The sequence below is a fragment of the Pantoea allii genome (assembly GCF_002307475.1).
In the GTDB taxonomy this organism is placed as follows: domain Bacteria; phylum Pseudomonadota; class Gammaproteobacteria; order Enterobacterales; family Enterobacteriaceae; genus Pantoea; species Pantoea allii.
Map to the genome: position 1 here is coordinate 160118 of NZ_NTMH01000003.1, position 23314 is coordinate 183431.

The window sequence follows — 23314 nt, forward strand, 5'->3', positions numbered from 1 at the left end:
ACTCTACAAACATCAGGCCGAGGGTGAAAGCGCAATATTTCGAGAGCTATATTCGAATTAATTGAACAAGCTGGTTTTGCCGACGGCCACGACGCGAAAGGGAATGTGCTATGCTAGGCGCAATTATTATCGTTAATCAGCCGGTTATCTTAGCGCCGTGCGCTGAGTCCACCCCGTCTGAGTAGGGTACGTCATCACTATGTCTTCTCCGGTTTCATCGCCATTAACGCCGCTCTGGTCGCGGCTTGATGGGTTAATGCTGCGCGACCGTCAACGCTTACAGCGTCGGCTACACGGCGCTAAAAAAATCAAAAATCCTGAGGCACAGCAAAGTCTTGCTGCCGAGCTAGAGCAGGATATCATCGCTGCAGAACAGCGTGTGACACATCGTGTTGCGGCGACGCCGCGTATTACGTTTCCGGAAAACCTGCCGGTCAGCCAGAAGCAGCAGGCCATCGCTGACGCGATTCGTGACCATCAGGTGGTCATCGTGGCGGGTGAAACCGGCTCGGGTAAAACCACCCAGTTACCGAAAATTTGCCTGACGCTGGGGCGCGGTATTACCGGTTTAATCGGTCATACCCAACCGCGTCGGCTGGCGGCACGAACCGTTGCCAACCGCATCGCCGACGAGCTCGAAACGTCGCTCGGTGGCTGTGTGGGTTACAAGGTGCGTTTTAACGACCAGGTCAGCGAAACCACCCAGATTAAACTCATGACAGACGGCATCCTGCTGGCGGAGATCCAGCAGGACCGGTTGCTGATGCAATATGACACCATCATCATTGATGAAGCCCATGAACGCAGCCTGAATATCGACTTCCTGCTGGGCTATTTGCGTGAATTGTTGCCCCGTCGTCCCGATCTCAAAGTTATCATCACCTCAGCGACCATCGATCCACAGCGCTTCTCGCGGCATTTTAATAACGCGCCGGTGATTGAGGTGTCGGGCCGCACCTATCCGGTAGAAGTGCGTTATCGCCCGGTAGTAGAAGAGGCTGAAGATGTTGACCGCGATCAGCTTCAGGCTATCTTCGATGCGGTGGATGAGCTTGGGCGTGAAAGCCGGGGTGACATCCTGATTTTTATGAGCGGGGAGCGTGAAATCCGTGATACCGCCGACGCGCTGATGAAGCGCGATCTGCCCCATACCGAAGTGTTGCCGCTGTATGCCCGTCTTTCTAACAGCGAGCAGAACCGGGTGTTTCAGTCGCACAGCGGGCGGCGTATTGTGCTGGCGACCAATGTCGCCGAAACCTCGCTCACCGTACCGGGAATTAAATACGTTATCGATCCCGGCACCGCGCGTATTAGCCGCTACAGCTACCGGACAAAAGTCCAGCGTTTGCCGATAGAGCCGATTTCTCAGGCATCGGCTAACCAGCGTAAAGGACGGTGCGGGCGCGTATCCGAAGGGATCTGTATCCGGCTTTACGCCGAAGATGATTTTCTCAGCCGCCCGGCATTTACCGATCCTGAAATTCTGCGCACCAATCTGGCGTCCGTTATTTTGCAGATGACGGCGCTGGGGCTGGGTGATATCGCCGCTTTCCCGTTTGTGGAAGCGCCGGATAAACGTCACATCCAGGACGGCGTAAGGCTGCTGGAGGAACTGGGAGCATTAACCCTCAGTGACGACGGGCAGTATAAGCTTACCGGATCGGGCCGCCAGCTGGCGCAGTTGCCCGTGGACCCGCGCCTGGCACGCATGGTGCTGGCCGCGCAGCAGTATGGCTGCGTCCGGGAAGTGATGATTATCGTCGCTGGTTTATCCATTCAGGACCCCCGCGAACGTCCCGCAGACAAGAAGCAGGCCTCGGATGAAAAACACCGTCGCTTTGCGGATAAAGAGTCAGATTTTGTCGGGTTTGTGAATCTGTGGAACTACCTCGGCGAGCAGCAAAAAGCGCTGTCCGGTAACGTATTCCGTCGCCAGTGCAAAACAGACTTTTTAAACTATCTGCGGGTACGGGAATGGCAGGATATTTATACCCAGCTTCGCCAGGTCGTGCGTGAACTGGGCATTCCCGTTAACAGCGAGCCAGCGGAGTACAGAGAGATTCACTGTGCCTTGCTGACCGGATTGCTGTCACACATCGGTCAGAAAGATGCCGACAAACAGGAGTTTACGGGCGCGCGCAATGCTCGCTTTGCCATCTTCCCAGGGTCCGGTCTGTTTAAAAAGCCGCCTAAGTGGACAATGGTGGCAGAACTGGTTGAAACCAGCCGCCTCTGGGGCCGCATCGCGGCGCGTATCGATCCCGAGTGGATTGAGCCGCTGGCTCAGCACCTGATTAAACGCAGCTACAGTGAACCCCACTGGGAGAAATCGCAGGGCGCCGTTATGGCCAGCGAAAAGGTTACCCTGTACGGTTTGCCGATTGTGGCCGCGCGCAAGGTGAACTACGGCACCATCGATCCGACCCTCAGCCGCGAGCTGTTTATTCGCCATGCGTTGGTTGAAGGCGACTGGCAAACGCGCCACGCATTCTTCCGTGCCAATCAGAAACTGCGCAGTGAAGTCGAGGATCTGGAACATAAATCCCGTCGCCGCGATATCCTGGTGGATGACGAAACTCTGTTTGCGTTCTACGACCAGCGCATTGGCAAAGACGTTGTTTCAGCCCGCCATTTTGATAGCTGGTGGAAACAGGCCAGCAAAACCAATCCTGAGCTGCTGAATTTTGACAAGCAGATGCTGATCAAAGAGGGCGCAGATAAGGTTAGTCAGCTCGATTATCCCAACGTCTGGCATCAGGGAAACCTCAAACTTAAACTGAGTTACCAGTTTGAGCCGGGCGCGGATGCTGATGGCGTCACGGTCCATATTCCGTTACCGCTGCTTAACCAGGTGGATGAAGCCGGCTTTGAGTGGCAGATCCCCGGCGTGCGGCGTGAGCTTATCATCGCACTGATCAAATCCTTACCTAAGCCGCTGCGGCGCAACCTGGTGCCTGCACCTAACTATGCTGAAGCCTTCTTAGGCCGGGTTACTGCAATGGAGATGCCATTGCTCGATGCGCTGTCGCGGGAATTCCGCCGGATGACCGGCGTGACGCTGGAACGGGACAACTGGCAATGGGAACAGGTGCCCGATCATCTGAAAATGACGTTTCGTGTTGTCGATGAACACAACCGCAAACTGCAGGAAGGTAAAGATCTGGCCGCGCTGAAAGTGCTGTTAAAAGGCAAGGTACAGGAAACGCTGTCCCAGGTGGCGGACGATGGCCTGGAGCAGAGCGGTTTACATCTCTGGAGCTTCGGCGATTTACCCCGGAGTTACGAGCAAAAACGCGGCAACTATCAGGTTAAAGCCTGGCCAGCCCTGGTGGACGAGAAGGACAGCGTCGGCATCCGTTTGTTTGACAGTGAGCATGAGCAGCAGAAAATGATGTGGCGCGGTCAGCGTCGTTTACTGTTACTGAATATCCCGTCACCAGTGAAGTATCTGCACGAAAAATTACCCAACAAAGCCAAACTGGGGCTGTATTTTAACCCTTACGGCAAGGTGATGGAGTTGATCGATGACTGCATCGCCTGCGGCGTGGATAAGTTAATCGCAGAGGCCGGTGGTCCGGCATGGGAACAAACGCAGTTTGAAGCGCTGCGTGAGAAAGTGCGCGCCGAGCTGAATGACACCGTGGTCGCGATTGCGAAGCAGGTTGAGCAGATTCTTACAGCGGTGTTTAACATCAATAAGCGTCTTAAAGGACGCGTTGATATGACGCTGGCACTGGCGTTGTCGGATATTAAAGCGCAGATGAATGGCTTGGTTTACCGGGGTTTTGTCACCCAGAACGGCTGGCAGCATCTGGCAGATACGTTACGTTATTTACAGGGCATTGAGCGTCGGCTGGAGAAGGTGCCGGTCGATCCTCACAGCGATCGTGCCCGTATGCTCAAAGTGCAGGCCATTGAGCAAGCATGGCAGGCCTGGCGTAACAAACTGCCGCCACAGCGTCAGGATGATGAAGACGTGCAGCATATCCGTTGGATGATAGAAGAGTTACGTATCAGCCAGTTTGCTCAGCAGCTTGGCACGCCTTATCCGATCTCGGATAAACGTATCTTACAGGCGATGGAGCAAATTGCAGGGTAGCCATTGATGCCTGATGTGATGAGCGAAAAAAAGCCCGCACCTTGATGGATGCGGGCTTTTTTATGCGTTCAGAGCGTGTAACCCCTCAGGCAAGCTACTGGGCCAGCGCTTCAAGCCGGTCTTTAAACGAGGTCACGGCAATGGCCCGGTTGTCGGCAAGATAGCGGTCTTTTGCTGCCGGTGCCGAACTCTGTACGGCAATGAGCTGCCAGCCTTTATCGCCTTTCAACAGTAAAGGCGAACCGCTGTCGCCTGGCAAGGTATCACACTGGTGCGATAATACGGCGCGTTGCGCCCAACCTGTTATCAGGCAGTCGCTATGCGAATACAAGGTGTCCAGATGATCGGCCGGATAGCCAGCCTGCGTGACTTTACGTCCAGCGTCTTTCAGCGCTTCCGTTAAGTCACTGCGTGAACCGTCAAACAGGGGAATAGGGGTGATGGCTGAGGGCGGATTACGCAGAATAACCAGACCGTAGTCGAACGGTGCCGCGCTGCTGGGCACGATCCATCCCTCGCCATCGGCCTTCAGTTTGTTAACCAAAGAGGGTTCAACGCGGGCATCAATATCATGAATTTCGTAGCGCCACCCTTTTTTGGTGGACATAAAACGCAGCGCAACCGGCTTATCAAACTTGCCCGGTGGCGTCAGTAAACAGTGACCCGCCGTCAGGGCCAGATGGGGAGAGATCAGCGTGGCGGTGCACAGGTTACCGCTTTCGGTTTCCAGTTGGCCTATCGCATCCCAGGGCGCGGAACTGACGTCGGTAATTGCCTGACGGTGATCTTTACCGAAAAACAGCATTTTTATTTCGGCAGGCGTCGGCGAGTCGTCATCATCATCGGCATGAACACAAGCGGTGAAACTGAAAAGTCCAACGATTAACAGGGTAGCCAGGCGCATAGAACTCTCAATAGCGAGAAAAAGAAAACGTTTTTGTTATAGCTGAAGTGACATAACTATAGTCAGTGAGCGGTAAAAAAGGGAGTTTTTTCAGTTAATCAGTACGCTACAGCGACTAAATAAAAAAACTGGCCGCGATAACGCCACATAAGATCATCACAATCAGAATAATTTCGAAGCGATAGCGACGGACCATATTAGCCACTCCAGTAAAGAAACACCCGGCAGAACCGGGTGTTTTTAATGATTAACGCTTACTCGGAACCCGAAGGGGTAGCCTTATTTTTTAGCGGCTTTTTTGTGGTGTTTTTTAGCAGCCTGGGCTTTCTGAGCTGGTTTAGCTTTGTGGTGTTTTTTAGCGGCCTGAGCTTTCTGGGCTGCTTTAGCTTTGTGGTGTTTTTTAGCAGCCTGAGCTTTCTGGGCTGGTTTAGCTTTGTGGTGCTTTTTAGCAGCCTGGGCTTTCTGAGCTGGTTTAGCTTTATGGTGTTTTTTAGCAGCCTGCGCTTTCTGAGCGGTATCTTTCTTAGCTACTTTCTTTTTAGCAGCCTGAGCTTTCTGCGCGGTGTCTTTCTTAACGGCTTTCTTCTTAGCAGCCTGTGCTTTCTGTGCAGCTTTGTGATGCTTCTTGTGAGCAGCAGCTTTGTGTTCAGTTTTAGCAGGTGCAGCGGTAGTAGTAGTGGTTGCAGCTGCTGCTGGAGCAGCAGTTGTCTCGGCAGCGAAAGCAACTGAAGACAGACCCATAGCAGCGGCGATTACCAGTGCAAATAATTTTTTCATTGCAAAACCCTCGGACTATTTTTTCATGTGTAGCCCACTGCGGGGCCGGTGAAATGACTATATGAGAAAATAATCAGCGCGTCCGTGGGTCATTGGTATCGCCGTGTAACCGATTGTACAACATGTGGAAGGGGACAGAGAAAGGCGACCCTCAGGTCGCCTGCTACCTTAACTGTTCAGGTAACGCTGCTCAAGATGTTTGCGGAAATAGTGCGGATTAAGCGCTTCGCCCGTGGCGTTAAGCATCAACTGCTCGGTAGAGAACCGGCTACCGTGTTGCCAGATATTCTGTTGCAGCCAGTTAAAGATGGGCTGTAACTCGCCATGTTGAATCAGCTCGGCCGACTGCGGAATGGCTTTTTGCAAGGCCTGAAACAGCTGTGCGGCGTACATCGCGCCTAACGTGTAGGTCGGGAAATAGCCAAATGCACCGTCAGTCCAGTGAATATCCTGCATACAGCCGTTGCGATAGTTTCCGCGCGTATCAATACCAAGGGACTGTTGCATCTTCTCATCCCACAGGGCGGGAATATCCTCAACCTCAATATCGCCTTCGATCAAGGCACGTTCGATTTCATAACGCAGAATAACGTGCGCGGGGTAGCTGAGTTCGTCAGCATCAACGCGTATTAAACCGGGTTTAACCTGTTGAGTCAGGCGCACGAAGTTATCGGCCTGCAGTGCCGGCTGGTCACCCATTTTGCTGATAACCTGCGGCAGGATGCGCTGCAGGAACTGGCTGCTGCGGCCCAGCTGCATTTCCATAAACAGGCTCTGCGACTCGTGGATCGCCGTGGATCGCGCCAGCGCGACCGGCTGGCCACGCCACTGTTTTGGCAGGTTTTGCTCGTAACGGGCATGACCTGTTTCATGAATCACACCCATCATCGCGCTCAGGAACTCATCCTGATTGTAACGCGTAGTAATGCGCACATCTTCCGGTACACCGCCGCAGAACGGATGTGCGCTGATATCGAGCCGACCATGGTTAAAATCGAATCCCAGCTCCGCCATAATGCTAAGCCCCAGCTCGCGCTGCGCATCAATAGCGAACGGTCCCTGAGGTTTTACCACCGGCTGCTGCGCCTGTTTTTCCACGACCTGTTGTAACAGCTGGGGCAACCAGGTTTTTAACTGCCCAAAGGTTTCATCCAGCCGGGCGCTGGTCATCCCCGGCTCAAACACGTCAAGCAGGGCATCATAACGGGAACAGCCATTGGCCTGCGCGCGTAGCTGCGCTTCTTCACGGCTTAAGCGCACCACCTCTTTTAAATTCGGGGCAAAACCCTGCCAGTCATTCGCCGGACGCTGGCTGCGCCAGGCATGTTCGCAACGGGAACCGGCGATGGATTTCGCCTCGACCAGTTCAGCGGGCAGCAAGGTGGCCTGCGTCCAGGCGCGACGCATCTCAAACAGGTTGGCGCGCTCTACATCATTCAGCGGTTGCTGCTCGGCCTGTTCCAGCCACTCGCCCAGACGTTTGTCCGTCAGAATCTGGTGTTGCAAAACACTCATCTCTGCCAGCGCTTCGCCACGTGCGGCGCTGCCACCGGCGGGCATCATGGTTTGCATATCCCATCCGGCGATGGCGCTGACGTGACTGAAGCGCGACAGGCGCTGAAAAGTGGCACAAAGTTGTTGATAAGCTGAAGTCACACAAAGCTCCTGAATGCGTTAATGTCGTGGGAGTTCCCGAAAGGGAAGATCCAGTGGCCAGCAGAGACGGACGCTGGCCCCGCCAAGCGGGCTGGTTTCAATGGAAACCCTGCCGCTGAGCGCGTGGGCGATAGAGTGAACGATGGCAAGGCCAAGTCCACAGCCGCCTGTTGCGCGATCACGGCTCGGGTCGAGCCGTACAAAAGGTTCGAATACGCGTTCACGTTCGTCAAGGGGAATGCCTGGGCCGTCATCCTCAACCTGCAGATTTCCCTGGGCACCATCAAACCACAGGCTGACCCGTAACCGCTGACTGGCATAGCGCAGGGCGTTATTCACCAGATTATCCAGCACACGCTCCATGAGCCGGGTGTCCGAGATGCCGTAGTTTTCACGCTGGGGCAAATCCAGGTCAATTTGCGTCTCCGGGTTGATTGCCCGGAAGTCTTCCATGCGTTCACGTAACCAGTTCGCCAGATCAAGCGATTGCAAATTAAGATCGACGCGCGGCCGGTCAAGGCGAGCATAGGTCAGCAGCTCTTCAATCAGGCTCTCTAACTGACTGACGTCGCGGTTTAATGCCGCCGACTCCGCTTCCGTCAGGTTATCGCTCATCTCCAGGCGATAACGCAGGCGCACCAGCGGGGTACGTAATTCGTGGGCAATACCGTCAATCAGCTGCTTTTTACTGGCGACCAGTGTATTGATGTTCTCTGCCATTTGGTTAAACGCCACCCCAACCCTGAACAGGCTGGAGGTGCTGTCAAAGTGGGTTCGGACATCCAACTGCCCCTGGCCGAAACGCTGGGCGGCGTGTTCCAGTCGTAGCATCTCTTTCCAGTGCGGGCGCAGCCAGATAAAGACCGGCAGCCCCAGCGACATGCCGATAAACACCACCAGCGCCATATCCAGCAGTCGCATCTGATGCAGGTAGAAGAGATAAGGGATTGGCCCCACGGTCAGAACGTAGTGACTGCGCGGAATGTGCTGCAGGAAGGTGTACTTATCATCCAGTGCGACGATTTCGCCTGCGCGCAGTCGACGAAGTTCGTTTTCATCCAGTTCAAATTTACTCATTGGCTCGATATGCAGCTCAAACGACAAGCCGAGATCCAGACTTTTAATGGTCTTATTCCAGTCGCGCGGGGGGATTTCACGCAGCTCACTGCGGATCAGATAGAGCGAACTGGCCATTAAGTCGTTCATCGACTGGCGACCGGCGCGCTCGGCGGTAAATTTGTATACCAGCCCGACCATCAGCGACATCACCAGGAAACAGACAAACAGCAGCAGGTAGAACTGAATAAAAAGTTTTTTCATACCGAACGCGTGTCCCAGGCCTGCGGCGCAAACAGATAGCCTTTGTTACGGATAGTTTTAATACGAAAGGGTTCAGTGGCGCTGTCGTGTAGCTTTTTACGCAGGCGCGAAATCGCCACGTCAATACTGCGATCCATCCCGTCATAGCTGACGCCGCGCAGGGTTTTCAGCAGGGCGTCACGATTCAGAATTTGCCCGGCATGACTTGCCAGTACCCAAAGCAAATCGAAATCCGCCGTAGAGAGGGCAATGTTTTCATCAAACAGCACGACCTGGCGATTGAGCGCATCAATCGTCAGTGAACCAAAGCGCAACATGCGATTGTTTTTCGCCGGCGCAGGGGCTTCTTCACTCTGTCCCTGTTGGGACTGCCGCAGATGCAGCCGCAGCCGAGCCAGCAACACCGCTGGGGGAGCCGTTTTGAGGATATAATCCTGCGCGCCCATCTCCAGCGCCAGAATATGGTTCATGTCGCTGTCGAGAGAGGTCAGCAGCACAATCGGCCCCTGCCATTCTGCGCGCAAATCACGACAGATGGACATGCCATCCTTACCGGGCAGCATAATATCCAGCATGACCAGGTCGGGTTGCTGTTCGGCAATGGTCGCTTCCGCCCGATCGCCGCGCGTCTCCACAATCACTTCAATATCATGCCGTCCAAGATAAGCGGCAATCAACGAACCGACTTCGGGTTCATCTTCTACGTAAACGATTTTGTGCATGATTCTTTCTAACGTAAAAAGGAGGAGTAAAGCATAACTTTTCCTGGCGCAGAGCTCTATGCAATCACACGAAATATCCTTGAGTAACTGGGATATATTCCGCAAAATATGCAATCATTAACCCTGCGTTTAACGTGAGTTCCGGATTCATTGTGATCACCTTGAGGAGCCAAAGTGTTTGATAAAGAGCTGGCATCAGCGGTATACCGCGATCGCATCTGCTTTAATTACAGTGATTTCCTGTCGGCATCCTGTAAAAAACGATGGAGCTTTGTGGATGCGATCTACGGCGTACTGCCTATATTCGGCATGGTGACACGCAAATCTGCGCACAGCTTGCAGGCGAGTGAAGATCAGCTTAAAGAATTAGCATTACAAATCATTTCAACCCAGGTCAGCGATGAAATTAACATCGCCCGTCTGATTACGCTCGCTGAGCAGCAACAGATTTGCCGCTTCGATATCCAGCTGCCGTATCCGTTGTCGGATAAACAGCTGGAGGCGATTCATGAAGAATACCGCAAGCCTGTTGCGCTGACACAGCAGGATGACCTGCTGTGTGTGGTTCTGGGGCAGTCTCACTAAGCCAGCAATTCCCACATCGCAGGAAGGGTTGCCGCTACGATTAGCATCATGGCAACCCGTTCTACCGGCTTCAACGCCACCTCATGTCCGCCACGTCGCGCAAAAATAAACAGTAAAATACCTGGAGCATACAGCACCACCGACATAAACAGATGCAGTGGGCCTGATGCATACAACAGCCAGATACCATACAGGCTGGCACCGACACCCACGGCCAGTGCCCAGGGCTTTTGCTGTCCTTTAACGACCTTAATCAAATACAGGCCGACCAGCAGATAGGGCACCAGAATCATTTCAGACGCAATGGTTAACAGGGTGTTGTAATCCGCACCGGTCAGGGCGATAAGGATCAGGCAAACCTGAATGCTGCCGTTGGTCAGCCACAATGAGGCGGCAGGCGCGTTACGTGCGTTCTGGCGGGCAATGCTGCGTGGAAACGCACCTTGCTGTGCCGCGATCAGGGGCACTTCAGCCGCCATAATGGTCCAGCTAAGATAGGCACCACAAACAGAAATAATCAGGCCCACCACGATAATGGCGTTGCCCCAGCTCCCCGTCAGCCGCGTCATTAAGCCTGCCATGGAGGGATTGCGCATTTCCGCCAGCTCAGCGCGGGGAACCACACCCAGTGACAGCAGGGTAACCAGTAAATAGACCAGCAGGGCAGCCAGCACGGCCAGCAGCGTGGCGCGTCCGACATCTTTTTTATGACGGGCGCGTGATGACACAACCACCGCACCTTCAACGCCGATAAACACCCACAGGGTAATCAGCATTGTCTGTTTAACCTGTTCCCACAGCGGTACGCCCAGACTGAGCCCGGAAAAATCAAACTGGAAGCGGTCATAATTAAAGGCGATCACGGCCAGCACAATAAACAGCAGCAACGGGACCAGTTTGCCCAGGGTCGCCAGCAGATTAATGCTGGCTGCGGTTTGCACGCCGCGCAGCACCAGCCAGTGCACCAGCCACAGCAATACCGATGCGCCCAGCATGGCCTGCCAGGTATTACCATTGCCAAAGAGGATTCTGTCAGGCGTGTCGGTGAAGAAACTCAGCGCAGAAAAAACAATGACTAAATACGAAACGTTAGCGATAACCGCGCACAGCCAATAACCCTAGGCGGAACAAAAACCAGTGAGTTCACCAAATCCGGCGCGGGCATAGGTAAAAATGCCACCGTCCAGTTCGGGTTTCAGTCGCGTCAGTAACAGCATGGCCAGCGACAGAAAAATAATGCCCGCGCCGGTGATCAGCCAGCCGATTAACAGGGCCGCCGGACCTGCAACTGCCGCCATGTTTTGCGGCAGGCTGAAAACACCGGCCCCCAGCATTGAGCTGAGTACCAGCGCTGTCAGGGCACTGAGGCCTAATTTTTTCTCCAAAACGTTCTTCCTGCTAGTATAAGTGGCTGGATAACCAGCATAAACACAACGTTATATCGTGATTGTGTTACGTATAACGCGTTTAATACTCTGAAAAACAGGCGGAGGATTTTACGGAGTGCGGTGCGGGATGGCAATGCGTGGTTATGCAAAATCGAGCAGGAATTATGCAAACAGACAGCAGGGCGGCGATCGCCGCCCTGGCGCGTGTTACTTAAACAGGTCAGCCGTTACGGTCAGGTTACCACCGCTCTGGTTCTGCCACTGACGCGTCACATGGTAGAATTTAGCCCCTTTCGCGCCTGCGCGCTTGGCGGTTTCCTGTGAGACTTCAGTCGGCGAACCGAAATGTCCACTGAAGGTCACGGTATCAAACGGCTGCATCTGCGCCGCGGTCACCGCATTCACTTCCTGAATTTCCTTGCCGTCCGGCAAAGTCACCGAATAACGCTTACCGGTTGAGCTTTGGGTCTCAAAGAAACGGCCCACGGCGTTGCTTGGGGTTTCGGATGAAGCCACGCCCGGAATTTCAACTTTCTTCGCTTCGGCTCCGCCTGCGGCCAGAGCCGCTTTACCTGCCTGAGAGTCGGCCGGGATAGTGTCCGGGCTCTGTACCACACGTTGCTTGGCATCGGCCTTATAGATGTAGGCCGTCACAAACTGATTGCCGCCAGTATTGGCATCAACCTGACGCACAATAAAGAAGGAGGCTGCGCCTTTTTCTTTCGCGGCTTTGGAAATGGCTTCATTTACCTCAGGCTGGCTTGGGAAAAAGCCGCTGACGGTAACGGTATCGAAAGGCTCCAGACGATAAGCTTCCGCCTTCGGCAGCTCTTTCAGGCCATTGAACATCCGATAGTCGGTTTCCTGGCTGGCTTTAGGGGCATTAGCCTTGTACAGATCGGCGGTCACACGCCAGTTACCGCTGTTACCGTTGCTGTCGTTAATGCCTTGAATGTAATAGGAATCTGCATTCATTTCATCAGCACGCTTTGATACAGCATCAGCCGCATCGCCAATTGCATTAAAACGACCGGTGATATTAATACGTTCGAATGGCTTCAACGCGGCCGCTTGTTCTGGCGTCAGCTCTTTAGCCGCAAACGCATTTGCTGCCAGCAGAGATAACAGGGTAGATGCCAGAATAGTGTTCTTCAGCTTCATAAAAATGATCCTTCGCCTTACGCAAAATGAGTACGAAAACGTGCTGGACTCTTGATGTATAACAGATTAGCCGCTGATTATTACATGTTATAAACACGCTGTCGCAGCCATTTTTTGCGATATCTCTCTTGTTGTGAACCAGATTATTTAATCACAGCGTCACGCTACGCTATTTTGCCTTACGCTTACGACAATAAGATGAATTGACCAGTAAATGTATCGATAAAGTGGTTAATACATTGTTAATTTTGGCTTTTTCCAAAAGGAATATCAGGGCGGAACAGGTGATATTTAGCAGATTATCTGCTGCGAGAGTCTTCGTGCAGTGCGGACAGGCGGAATTGCCGTGCTTCAACTGGATATTACGGCAAATGTGACAGATGTGGGTCTGTGTAGTAGATCGTCCGTAACAATTTCAGTAGGTTTAGATACGATTAGGTTATTGCATTTCATTCACAACGCCTGAAAGCGGGTGTCGTCACGGCATTGTGTACCACAAGGATCATCCTCCTTTAATCGATGAAAGGGAAAACTATGTTAATTGGAATACCCAAAGAGCGATTGGCTAACGAGTCGCGCGTGGCAGCCACGCCCAAGACCGTTGAACAGCTCATCAAGCTGGGTTTCAGCGTGACCATTGAACATGATGCAGGCAAGCGCGCCAGCTTTGATGATGACAGTTACAGGGCCGCTGGCGCTGCGGTGAGTGACAGCCAGCAGGTCTGGCAGGCCGATATCGTGCTAAAGGTCAATGCACCGGATGACGAAGAGATCGCGTTCACCCGCGAGGGCAGTACCCTGGTAAGCTTTATCTGGCCCGCCCAACATCCTGAGCTGCTTGAAAAGCTGGCTGCGCGTCATGTCACCGTCATGGCCATGGATGCGGTGCCACGCATTTCTCGCGCCCAGTCGCTCGACGCGCTCAGTTCCATGGCAAATATTGCCGGTTATCGCGCCATCGTCGAGGCCGCTCATGAGTTTGGCCGCTTCTTTACCGGGCAAATCACGGCGGCGGGGAAAGTCCCACCGGCTAAAGTCATGGTGATTGGTGCAGGCGTTGCCGGCCTGGCGGCGATTGGTGCGGCAGGCAGCCTTGGTGCCATCGTGCGCGCCTTTGATACGCGCCCTGAAGTCAAAGAGCAGGTCCAGAGTATGGGAGCGGAATTTCTCGAACTGGATTTTGCAGAGGAGGCAGGCAGCGGCGATGGCTACGCCAAAGTAATGTCCGATGCCTTTATTAAAGCTGAAATGGCGTTGTTTGCTCAGCAGGCTCAAGAGGTGGATATCATCGTCACCACGGCGCTGATTCCAGGTAAGCCGGCGCCAACGCTGATTACCGAAGAGATGGTTGCCAGCATGAAGCCGGGCAGCGTTATTGTTGACCTCGCGGCGCAAACCGGCGGCAACTGCGCACTCACCGTTGCCGATCGGGTGACGGTCACAGAGAACGGCGTGAAAATTATTGGCTACACCGATTTACCCAGCCGTTTGCCGACCCAGTCCTCACAGCTTTACGGCACCAACCTCGTCAATTTGATGAAACTGCTGTGTAAAGAGAAAAACGGTGAGATCGATATTGATTTCGATGACGTAGTTATTCGTGGCGTAACGGTCGTGCGTGAAGGCGATGTCACCTGGCCTGCACCACCAATTCAGGTGTCAGCCGCTCCGAAAGCCACCACCACCGCTGCACCTGTGCAGAAAAAGAGCGAGGCTACGGCCGCATCACCACGGCGTAAGTATCTGCTGCTGGCCGTGTTTATCGTGCTGTTTGGCTGCCTGGCCAATGTGGCACCCAGTGAATTTCTCTCGCATTTTACGGTGTTCGCGCTCGCCTGCGTGGTGGGTTACTACGTGGTGTGGAACGTGAGCCATGCGTTGCATACACCGTTGATGTCAGTCACCAATGCCATTTCCGGCATTATCGTGGTGGGGGCCGTACTGCAAATGGGTCATGGCGGCTGGGTCAGTTTCCTTTCTTTTATTGCCGTATTGATCGCCAGTATCAATATCTTCGGTGGCTTCACCGTCACGCAGCGTATGCTGAAAATGTTTCGTAAGGGGTAACCGATGTCTGGCGGATTAGTGACTGCAGCATACATTGTTGCCGCAATACTTTTTATTATGAGCCTTGCGGGTCTTTCAAAACATGAAAGCTCAAGACAAGGAAATATCTTTGGCATCAGCGGCATGGCAATTGCCTTGTTCGCCTCCATCTTCGGCCCGGACAGCAGCAATGTCGTCTGGATTTTGCTGGCAATGATCATCGGCGGCGCCATCGGCATCCGGCTGGCAAAACGGGTTGAAATGACTGAAATGCCCGAACTGGTCGCAATACTGCACAGTTTTGTCGGCCTGGCCGCGGTGCTGGTGGGGATTAACAGTTATATCGATCATGCGCCAGGTCTGCCTGCGGTGATGGAAAACATCCACCTCAGTGAAGTGTTTATCGGCATTTTTATTGGCGCGGTCACCTTTACCGGTTCCCTGGTCGCCTTCGGTAAGCTGTGTGGCAAACTGTCGTCGCGGCCGCTGATGCTGCCACACCGCCATAAGCTGAATCTGCTGGCGTTGGTGGTGTCGTTCCTGCTGTTGGTCTGGTTCGTTAACACTGACAGTCCCGGCGCGCAGGGATTTGCCCTGTTTGTCATGATGGTGATCGCACTGGCGTTTGGCTGGCATCTGGTCGCTTCCATCGGCGGGGCAGATATGCCGGTGGTGGTGTCCATGCTGAACTCCTATTCCGGGTGGGCGGCGGCGGCGGCTGGTTTTATGCTCAGCAACGATCTGTTGATCGTGACAGGCGCGCTGGTGGGATCGTCGGGGGCGATTCTCTCTTACATTATGTGTAAGGCCATGAACCGGTCGTTTATTAGCGTGATTGCAGGCGGTTTCGGCAGCGACAGCAGCGCGGTAGCGGACAGTGGAGAGGCTGGAGAGCACCGTGAAATCAGCGCGGAAGACACGGCTGAAATGCTTAAAGCGTCCAGTAGCGTCATTATCACGCCCGGCTACGGCATGGCGGTGGCGCAGGCGCAATATCCGGTGGCGGAGATCACGGAAAAGCTGCGTGCCCGTGGCATAAAAGTACGATTTGGTATTCATCCGGTCGCCGGGCGTTTACCCGGTCATATGAATGTGCTGCTGGCAGAGGCAAAAGTGCCTTATGACGTGGTACTGGAGATGGACGAAATCAATGATGATTTCAGCGACACGGATACGGTGCTGGTCATCGGGGCCAACGACACAGTCAATCCCGCCGCTCAGGACGATCCCGGTAGCCCGATTGCCGGTATGCCGGTGCTTGAAGTCTGGAAGGCGCAGAATGTGATTGTGTTTAAGCGCTCGATGAATACCGGCTATGCCGGCGTCCAGAATCCCCTGTTCTTTAAAGAAAACACCCATATGCTGTTTGGTGATGCCAAAGCCAGCGTGGAAAATATCCTGAAAGCGCTGTAATAAAAAAGGGCGACTCACCGGGTCGCCCTTTTTGCAGTAAGAAGGATCAGTCGTTCTCGTCTTCGTCATCCAGCGTAATCGGTGAAACAAAATCATCCGGTTTTATCGCCAGCAGGTCACAGCGCAGATGATCGATGACCTGTTCAGCCGTGTTACCCAGAAACGCCGCAGACAACCCGGTACGGCCGATAGTGCCCAAGACAACAATTCCCGCGTCCAGATGTAACGATAATTCGGGGATCACTTCTTCCGGTAAGCCTTTTTCAACATGCGTAAATTCTTCACTGATGGAGAATTTCTGCCGCAAGGCTTTCATCGCCACCAGGTGCTGACCGCGGATGGCGTCGTTGTACACGCTGGGATCAAAGTCGGGCAGCTCAATGGCGATATTGATAGGCGTAATGGGATAGGCACCGACCAGGTGAACTTCGGTATGGTTTACGCTTTCTGCCAGTTTGACGGTTTCGCGGATTAATTTCTGATTCAGTGCATCATGGTGAGGTTCTTCACTGGCAAGGTTAACCGCCACCAGTGCTTTGCCGCCTTCGGGCCAGGGCTGATCTTTAACCATCCACACCGGGCAAGGGCACTTGCGTAACAAATGCCAGTCCGTGGGGGTAAAAATTACCGCCTCCAGCCGATCGTGTTGATGTGCCATCTTAAGCACTAAATCATGCTGGTGCGCCAACACTTCCTGGATAATGGCCTCATAAGGGCGATTGTGCCAGATCACTTTGATATCGATATCCACGCCAGCATCCAGATAGGCTTTGGCCTGTTCACGTATCCACTCTGAGCGCTGGCTAATCACGCCCTGACGCATGGAGGTACGCTCATCCGGTGAGAGCAGGGTAGTCATTTCATATGAGAAGTCGTAGATAGGCAGAAAAGCTTTGATTTTGCCGCCGATAAGCTGGTTGAGATATACCGCACGTCGCAGCGCGGGCTGGTCATCCTGTTGCGGATCGATGGCGACCAGAATATTTTGATACTGGGACATAGGCTACTCTCCTTAAACCAAAGCGACTGGATTAAAGATAGCCTATGTTAAGTGCACTAAGAAAGTGAAAAAGATGTAGCCGGATCAATAAAATAAGATTTATTAACCCGGCTTATCTGTCAGGCGGCCTGGTGACTTTGACCCGCCAGACCTTCCAGCATGGCGTGGTTCTCAATGGTGATATATTTGCCTTTCACGGCCAGCATGCCGGATTTCTGAAAGCGGCCCAGTAAACGGCTAATGGTTTCAACGGTTAAACCCAGATAGTTGCCGATATCGCCACGCGTCATGGTCAGACGGAACTCACGCTGGGAGAAACCACGCTGGCCGTAACGGCGGGATAAGTTCCAGATAAAGGCCGCCAGGCGCTCCTCTGCGTTTTTCTTCGACAGCAACAGGATCATGTCCTGATCGCCTTTGATTTCGCCACTCATCAAACGCATCATCTGCTGACGCAGAGCAGGCATTTTGCCCGACAAATCATCCAGCGTATCAAAGGGGATTTCACAGACCATCGCCGTTTCCAGCGCCTGGGCAAAGCTGGGATGGCTGGCATTCATAATGGCATCAAAGCCGACCAGATCGCCGGCGAGGTGGAAGCCGGTAATTTGCTCATCGCCCTGTTCGGTAATGGTATAGCTTTTAATGGTGCCGGAACGAATAGCATAAAGCGATCGTAGGTCGTCACCCGCTTTGAACAGCGTATGGCCTTTTTGAATGGGTTTCTTTCGCTCAATAATGTTATCAAGCTGGTCCAGCTCATGTTCGTTAAGTGTGAAAGGGATGCATAACTGGCTGATGCTGCAATCCTGGCAGTGAATCGCACAACCGCCTGACTGTATACGTTTTTCAGGGAACATAATGGTTTGCTCGACGATAATTGACTGTGGTCAATTTTACCATTTTTTGGTCGTAAAGGAACTCATCCGAGCAGTTTTTAGGCCTACAGAAAGTGTGGTTTGTTAACGGCGGCTAAAGGCTGTTCTGACGGGCTTTTTTGATGTCAAAGTGTAACATCCGTAAATAAATGTTTACGCTTTTTTGATCTCAAACAGAATCCATCTTCACTGTCATGCCTGGCGAAAACGTTAAAAACGGGATTAGCGCAGACTTTCCCGATTTTGCTACTATTCGGGTTATATACAATTTTGCGTCATATCATTTAACAGGGGCGAGCCATGAACCTTGACGATGACAATCTGTTCCGTGACGCGATGAATGACGTTACGCCACTGAAGGATGCGGATAATACGCTGTGGAATAATCTCTCCGCCAGCAAGAAAACCCGCCAGCCGCCGCCAGAACAGGAAGATGAAAATTTTTTAACCCGCGGCTATCTGGACATTATCCCGCTGGATCAGCCGCTGGAATACAAAGCTGAAGGTATTCAGCAGGGTGTGCTAGATAAATTACGCAAAGGCCAGTATGCGCTGGACGCCAGCCTTAATTTACTGCGTCAACCCGTGGAAGCCTGTCGACAGAACCTGTTTACGTTTATTCGGGACGTGCGACAAGCCGGGTTTCGCAACCTGCTAATCATTCATGGTAAAGGGCGCGACAGCGAATCCCACGCCAATATCGTGCGCAGTTATCTTGATCGCTGGCTGCGCGAACTGGATGAGGTACAGACGTTTTGTGTGGCGCAAAAGCAGCATGGCGGGGCTGGCGCGCTTTACGTCGGATTGCGTAAGACCGAAAAAGCGCGCCAGGAAAACTGGGAGCGACATGCAAAACGCAGTCGCTAGCTGTGAAACTTACGAATGGTGCTCATAAGCACTTCAGCGCTCAGGCTTAAAGTATCGCCAGTGCGGGTGATAATACCGACCGGTTCGCCAGGCCCGGGAGAGGTAATCGGCAGCGAGAACAGGGCATTGTGGCTGAGATCTTCCTTAATGGCACCTGAAGGCACAAACCAGATGTAGTCATAGCGCAGCGCCAGCTGGCGTGCCAGTGAGGTTGAGGATGTCTCAACGCAGTGCGGCGGCAAACAACAGCCTTGTTCATCCAGCATCTGCTGCGCAAGACGGCGCGGTGCAGTTCCTTCGGGAGAGATGACCACCGGCCACTGCATCGCGCGCGACAACGTGACATTGTCACTTAACAGAGGATGTTCGGGCCTGACGACCAGCTTTAACGACTCTAGAAACAGAAGCTCATATGTTAAGCCGGTCATCATCTCTTTGTCGGCCATGCGACCAATACCAATGTCAAATTCACCGGCTCTCAGCCCGGCCAGCAACACATTGTTATGTAAGGTGGCCACCTGAATGGTGGTATTGGGGCGCAGCTGATGAAAGCGATCGAGAATCTGTGGCAGCATGCCCATGGCGGCCGTGGTCAGCGCGCCAAGGCGGATAATCACCGGACGCTCATTAATCTGTTCGTTAAAGCTCTGACCGGCATGGTTCAGTGCATCCAGCACTTTTACCGCATGGGTCAGAAACTGCTCCCCCATGGTGGTGAGCTGTGCGCCCAGTCGGCCACGTTCAAACAGCCTGACGCCTGTCAGTTCCTCTAATTCGTTAAGGGTTTTAGAGAGTGCAGGCTGGCTGAGACTCAACGTCTCGGCTGCACGCCCCAGCGTTCCCTGCTGCGCAACGGCAACAAAGGCATGTAAATGACGCAAGCGAATGCGCTGATTGAAAAGGATATTTTTTTCCATTTCCCAAACTTAATGACATTGCCAGGTGACTGGCAACTATTTAAACCGGATTTTGTTAACTTTGCTGCAAATATTTATTAACAAAGTGTACTTTTTGACGGTAATCCCAGTAAGTTATTGATAATAAATACCTGCGCTACGATTCCTTTCGTCATGGCCTGCGCGCAGTCGCTGTAAAATCATCGACTTAATTATCCGCTTGTTGAATGATTATTATTTGCATGCAAAATTCTGCGTTTTATCATTAACGATCGGCTATTATAAGCGCCGTTTTTTCTACCAAAACTGATGGTTTATTTCGTTAAGGAGAGGTTGCCCGTGAGCAGCGTTGAGGCGGTAGATGTTCGCCGGTTAATCAATCAGGGTAGCCTGAGCGGTGGCCAAATTCGATTGATTGTCCTCTGTTTTATCGTGGTCGCCCTCGATGGCATGGATATCGCCATTATGGGATTCATCGCCCCCTCGCTGAAAACGGCCTGGAACGTGACCAATTCGCAGTTGGGCGTGGTGATCAGCGCGGCACTCATCGGCCTGGCGCTGGGCGCAATGGTTGCCGGGCCGCTGGCTGACCGTTTTGGCCGTCGCTTAATGATTATTTTCAGCGTGCTTTTTTTCGGCCTGTGGACGCTGGCCACCGCGTTTTCCCATTCCATTGAACAGATGGTACTGTTCCGCTTTTTGACCGGGCTGGGGCTGGGCGCAGCCATGCCGAACGTCAGCACGCTGGTTGCTGAATATGCCCCTGAACGCCGACGCTCGTTTATTATCACCGTGGTATTCTGCGGCTTCACCTTTGGTGCAGCCAGTGGCGGATTTGCCGCGTCCTGGCTGTTGCCGCGCTACAACTGGCATTCCGTCCTGTTATTAGGCGGCATTCTGCCGCTGTTGGTGCTGCCGGTATTAGTAAAGCAGCTTCCTGAATCCGTGCGTTTCCTCATTAGCCGGGGTGCGCCAGCAGAACGCATCCGAACCATTCTGGAACGTATTATCCCCGGCAGCACCCACTCGCATAGCCAGTTTCACGCCTCTGAAGCGGACGCTGCGCTGCCTGAAAAGAATGCCATCGCGACGGTGATTTCCCCTCGTTATCGCACCGGCAGCCTGATGCTGTGGGGCGGCTATTTTATGGGGCTGTTTCTGGTCTATTTGATAGGCAGCTGGCTGCCTTCTTTGGTGAGCAAGCAGGGGATGACCGTTACCCAGGCCGCGATTATTACTGCGATGTATCAAGCGGGCGGCACGCTGGGTTCCTTATTTGCCGGATGGTTGATGGACCGGTTCAATGCCAACCTGGCGTTGGCCGTCATCTACTTTTGCGGTGGCATTGCCATTGTGGCGTTAGGGTTCTCACCGGCACAGGTCACCATAATGAGTAGCATTGCCTTTTTTAGCGGCTTCTGTTTTAACGGGGCCAACACCGGCATGAATGCCTTATCAGCCAGCTATTATCCCACTCATGCCCGCGCGACCGGCTGCAGCTGGATGCACGGTGTTGGACGACTTGGTGCCATCCTGAGCGCGTTTGTGGGAGCCGAAATGCTGACGCTGGGCTGGTCTTTCAACCTGATCTTTTTACTGCTGGCGATTCCGGCCGTGCTCACGACGATAATGCTGGTGATTAAAAACCGTTATGGTTTTAAGCCGATCACAAATTCATGATATTTTCCGCTGGCGACAACGCGTTGGATTACAGTAGCTGCAACGCTCACGCTGTCAGGTGGTTATTATGGATAACTTTTTAAGTGCGGATGCCATCCGTACCGGCTTTTCAAGGGCAATGTCGGACATGTATCAGCAAGAGGTGCCGCTCTACGGCACGCTGATGCAGTTAGTCAAAGAGGTTAATCAGGATACGCTGGCGGCAGATAGTGCATTGCAGCAACGCTTAACCCAGGCTGATGAGATGAGCCGTTTAAACCTGGAACGTCACGGCGCGATTCGCGTCGGCAGTGCTGAAGAGCTGGCCATGTTGCGCCAGATGTTCGCTGTGATGGGCATGCTCCCGGTAGGCTATTACGACCTTTCTCAGGCGGGCGTGCCGGTTCACTCAACCGCTTTTCGTCCCATTGATGACGAGGCACTGCGGCGCAATCCCTTCCGTATCTTCACCTCATTACTGCGACTGGAACTCATCGAGGATCAGGCGCTGCGCGACGAAGCCACAACTATTCTGGCTTCGCGGGATATTTTCACCGCAGGCTGCCGCGCGTTGATTAAACAGCATCAGCAGCAGGGCGGACTGACCGAGGCGCAGGCGCAGCAGTTTATCGACGAGGCGTTAGAAACCTTTCGCTGGCACTCACACAGCCTCGTTGAGAGTAAAACCTATCAGGCGCTCAATCAGCAACACCGGTTGATTGCCGACGTGGTGTGTTTCCCTGCCTGTCATATCAACCATCTTACGCCACGCACGCTGGACATTGACCGCGTCCAGGCGTTAATGCCGACACGCGGTATCGATCCCAAAGCGGTTATTGAAGGCCCACCACGGCGCAGCGTCCCCATTTTACTGCGTCAGACCAGTTTTAAAGCGCTGGAAGAACCTGTGGTTTTCAAAGATGGCTATCAGGGCACCCACACTGCGCGTTTTGGTGAGATTGAACAGCGCGGTGCCGCCTTAACGCCGCAAGGGCGCGCGCTTTACGATCGGCTGCTGAATGAGGCCGGTAGCGGGGCTGACAATCAACAGCATCAGCAGCAGTTGACCGCCGTATTTCAGGCTTTCCCGGATAACGAAACGCAACTGCGCCAGGCGGGACTCGCCTGGTTTCATTATCGCCTCAGTGACAAGGGGCAGGCGGAACCGCCTCGGCACGGTGAATCACTGGATAGCCTGATCGACCAGGGCCGGGTGCTGGCCGATCCCATTATTTATGAGGATTTTCTGCCGGTGAGTGCGGCAGGTATTTTTCAGTCTAACCTTGGGGATAAAACGCAGGCGCGTTCTGCGGGTCAGGCAAGCCGCAGCAGCTTTGAAACCGCACTGGGTTGTGCCGTACTGGACGAAATGGCGCTGTACGCCGCACGACAACAAGCCTCACTACAGCTGTGTGGTATACAGGCATAACAATATCGGGGCGGCTATCGCCCCGATTTACTCAGCTACTGCAACCGGGAATCGCGTATCAGCGTATATTTCCCCGGGCCCAGCAACATAATGATAAAGGCTCCCAGCAGGAATAGCGCTTCGGTTTCCAGCGCCCAGGCTCCCACGTCCGTGCGGTGCCAGACCGCCCCGGTTTTTACCAGCAGCGTCGCCACCACCATATTTACCGCAATAATAAACGCCGCAGGCCGCGTCATGAATCCCACAATCAGCATGAGCGGAGCAACTATTTCACCCAGCCATGCGCCCCAGGCAAGAAAGCCCGGCAGGCCGTGCTGTCGCAGCAGGTGAGCAATCCAGCCCACGCCGTGTACCAGCTTGAACTCACCGTGAAACAGCAGTAATCCACCTAACGTCAAACGTAACAACAGCTTGCCAAAATCAGGATGATCGGTCATTCGAACAAAAAGTTGATTGATACCACTGAACATTTTCCGTTCCTCTAACGGGTTAAACGATACGCTGTACTAAACAC

The 23314-nt window shown here is 53.4% G+C and carries 18 protein-coding genes and 1 pseudogene; 7 read left to right on the top strand and 12 right to left on the bottom strand.

Annotated features, from left to right (window positions below; all coding sequences use genetic code 11):
- The first annotated feature begins 199 nt into the window (after positions 1-199).
- On the top strand, positions 200-4099 hold the full coding sequence (hrpA, locus tag CMR03_RS01585; protein WP_096010554.1) for an ATP-dependent RNA helicase HrpA: 3900 nt from the start codon (positions 200-202) through the stop codon (positions 4097-4099).
- A 94-nt stretch (positions 4100-4193) separates the two neighbouring features.
- Here the strand turns inward: hrpA and CMR03_RS01590 are convergent, their stop codons facing one another.
- The 6 genes from CMR03_RS01590 to rstA form a co-directional block, all read right to left on the bottom strand.
- Entirely contained in the window at positions 4194-5003 is an 810-nt protein-coding gene (locus CMR03_RS01590; RefSeq protein ID WP_096010555.1) for a trypsin-like serine peptidase, read from the bottom strand.
- A 115-nt stretch (positions 5004-5118) separates the two neighbouring features.
- Positions 5119-5199: a small membrane protein YdgU gene (gene ydgU / locus CMR03_RS25970; RefSeq protein ID WP_013025881.1), complete on the bottom strand. Its 81-nt coding sequence runs from the start codon at positions 5197-5199 to the stop codon at positions 5119-5121.
- 83 nt (positions 5200-5282) lie between these two features.
- The gene (asr, locus tag CMR03_RS01595) at positions 5283-5780 is read right to left on the bottom strand and encodes an acid resistance repetitive basic protein Asr (RefSeq protein ID WP_013025879.1); all 498 of its coding nucleotides are present in this window, start codon (positions 5778-5780) and stop codon (positions 5283-5285) included.
- Positions 5781-5948: 168 nt separating this feature from the next.
- Positions 5949-7436: a carboxypeptidase M32 gene (locus CMR03_RS01600; protein ID WP_063879721.1), complete on the bottom strand. Its 1488-nt coding sequence runs from the start codon at positions 7434-7436 to the stop codon at positions 5949-5951.
- Between the two features lie 18 nt (positions 7437-7454).
- Entirely contained in the window at positions 7455-8756 is a 1302-nt protein-coding gene (gene rstB / locus CMR03_RS01605; RefSeq protein ID WP_063879720.1) for a two-component system sensor histidine kinase RstB, read from the bottom strand.
- Positions 8753-9478: a two-component system response regulator RstA gene (rstA, locus tag CMR03_RS01610; RefSeq protein WP_063879719.1), complete on the bottom strand. Its 726-nt coding sequence runs from the start codon at positions 9476-9478 to the stop codon at positions 8753-8755. Before rstA ends, rstB begins: the two co-directional genes overlap by 4 nt.
- A gap of 174 nt (positions 9479-9652) precedes the next feature.
- Between rstA and CMR03_RS01615 the strand changes: the two genes are divergently transcribed.
- A complete protein-coding gene (locus CMR03_RS01615) occupies positions 9653-10063 on the top strand; it encodes a hypothetical protein (protein ID WP_063879718.1) in 411 nt (136 codons plus the stop codon).
- On the opposite strand, the pseudogene CMR03_RS01620 reads toward CMR03_RS01615, so the two are convergent.
- Both CMR03_RS01620 and ydgH read right to left on the bottom strand, forming a co-directional pair.
- A pseudogene (locus CMR03_RS01620) lies at positions 10060-11448 on the bottom strand (basic amino acid/polyamine antiporter). The gene CMR03_RS01615 and the pseudogene CMR03_RS01620 overlap by 4 nt on opposite strands.
- A 210-nt stretch (positions 11449-11658) precedes the next feature.
- Positions 11659-12612, bottom strand: coding sequence for a DUF1471 family protein YdgH (ydgH, locus tag CMR03_RS01625; RefSeq protein WP_063879716.1), 954 nt, complete (start codon positions 12610-12612; stop codon positions 11659-11661).
- Between the two features lie 534 nt (positions 12613-13146).
- Between ydgH and pntA the strand changes: the two genes are divergently transcribed.
- Both pntA and pntB read left to right on the top strand, forming a co-directional pair.
- Positions 13147-14679, top strand: a complete 1533-nt coding sequence (gene pntA / locus CMR03_RS01630; protein WP_096010556.1) for a Re/Si-specific NAD(P)(+) transhydrogenase subunit alpha — start codon at positions 13147-13149, stop codon at positions 14677-14679.
- Positions 14680-14682: 3 nt separating this feature from the next.
- Positions 14683-16071: a Re/Si-specific NAD(P)(+) transhydrogenase subunit beta gene (gene pntB, locus CMR03_RS01635; protein WP_096010557.1), complete on the top strand. Its 1389-nt coding sequence runs from the start codon at positions 14683-14685 to the stop codon at positions 16069-16071.
- Positions 16072-16117: 46 nt separating this feature from the next.
- Here the strand turns inward: pntB and uspE are convergent, their stop codons facing one another.
- Both uspE and CMR03_RS01645 read right to left on the bottom strand, forming a co-directional pair.
- Entirely contained in the window at positions 16118-17071 is a 954-nt protein-coding gene (gene uspE, locus CMR03_RS01640; protein ID WP_063879713.1) for a universal stress protein UspE, read from the bottom strand.
- A 119-nt stretch (positions 17072-17190) separates the two neighbouring features.
- A complete protein-coding gene (locus CMR03_RS01645) occupies positions 17191-17931 on the bottom strand; it encodes an FNR family transcription factor (protein WP_013025869.1) in 741 nt (246 codons plus the stop codon).
- 318 nt (positions 17932-18249) lie between these two features.
- On the opposite strand from CMR03_RS01645, the gene smrA reads away from it, so the two are divergent.
- Positions 18250-18816: a DNA endonuclease SmrA gene (smrA, locus tag CMR03_RS01650; RefSeq protein WP_063879712.1), complete on the top strand. Its 567-nt coding sequence runs from the start codon at positions 18250-18252 to the stop codon at positions 18814-18816.
- On the opposite strand, the gene CMR03_RS01655 is transcribed toward smrA, so the two are convergent.
- Positions 18813-19733 carry a LysR substrate-binding domain-containing protein gene (locus tag CMR03_RS01655; protein ID WP_063879711.1) on the bottom strand — a complete coding sequence of 307 codons (921 nt, stop codon included), beginning with the start codon at positions 19731-19733 and terminating at the stop codon, positions 18813-18815. The two genes, smrA and CMR03_RS01655, sit on opposite strands and share 4 nt — an antisense overlap.
- Positions 19734-20051: 318 nt before the next feature.
- Here CMR03_RS01655 and CMR03_RS01660 point away from each other — a divergent pair, with 318 nt between their 5' ends.
- Positions 20052-21392, top strand: a complete 1341-nt coding sequence (locus CMR03_RS01660) for an MFS transporter (RefSeq protein WP_096010558.1) — start codon at positions 20052-20054, stop codon at positions 21390-21392.
- 67 nt (positions 21393-21459) lie between these two features.
- Positions 21460-22800, top strand: coding sequence for a 2-oxoadipate dioxygenase/decarboxylase HglS (gene hglS, locus CMR03_RS01665; protein ID WP_096010559.1), 1341 nt, complete (start codon positions 21460-21462; stop codon positions 22798-22800).
- Positions 22801-22835: 35 nt separating this feature from the next.
- On the opposite strand, the gene CMR03_RS01670 is transcribed toward hglS, so the two are convergent.
- On the bottom strand, positions 22836-23270 hold the full coding sequence (locus CMR03_RS01670) for a DoxX family protein (RefSeq protein WP_096010560.1): 435 nt from the start codon (positions 23268-23270) through the stop codon (positions 22836-22838).
- Positions 23271-23314 lie beyond the last annotated feature (44 nt).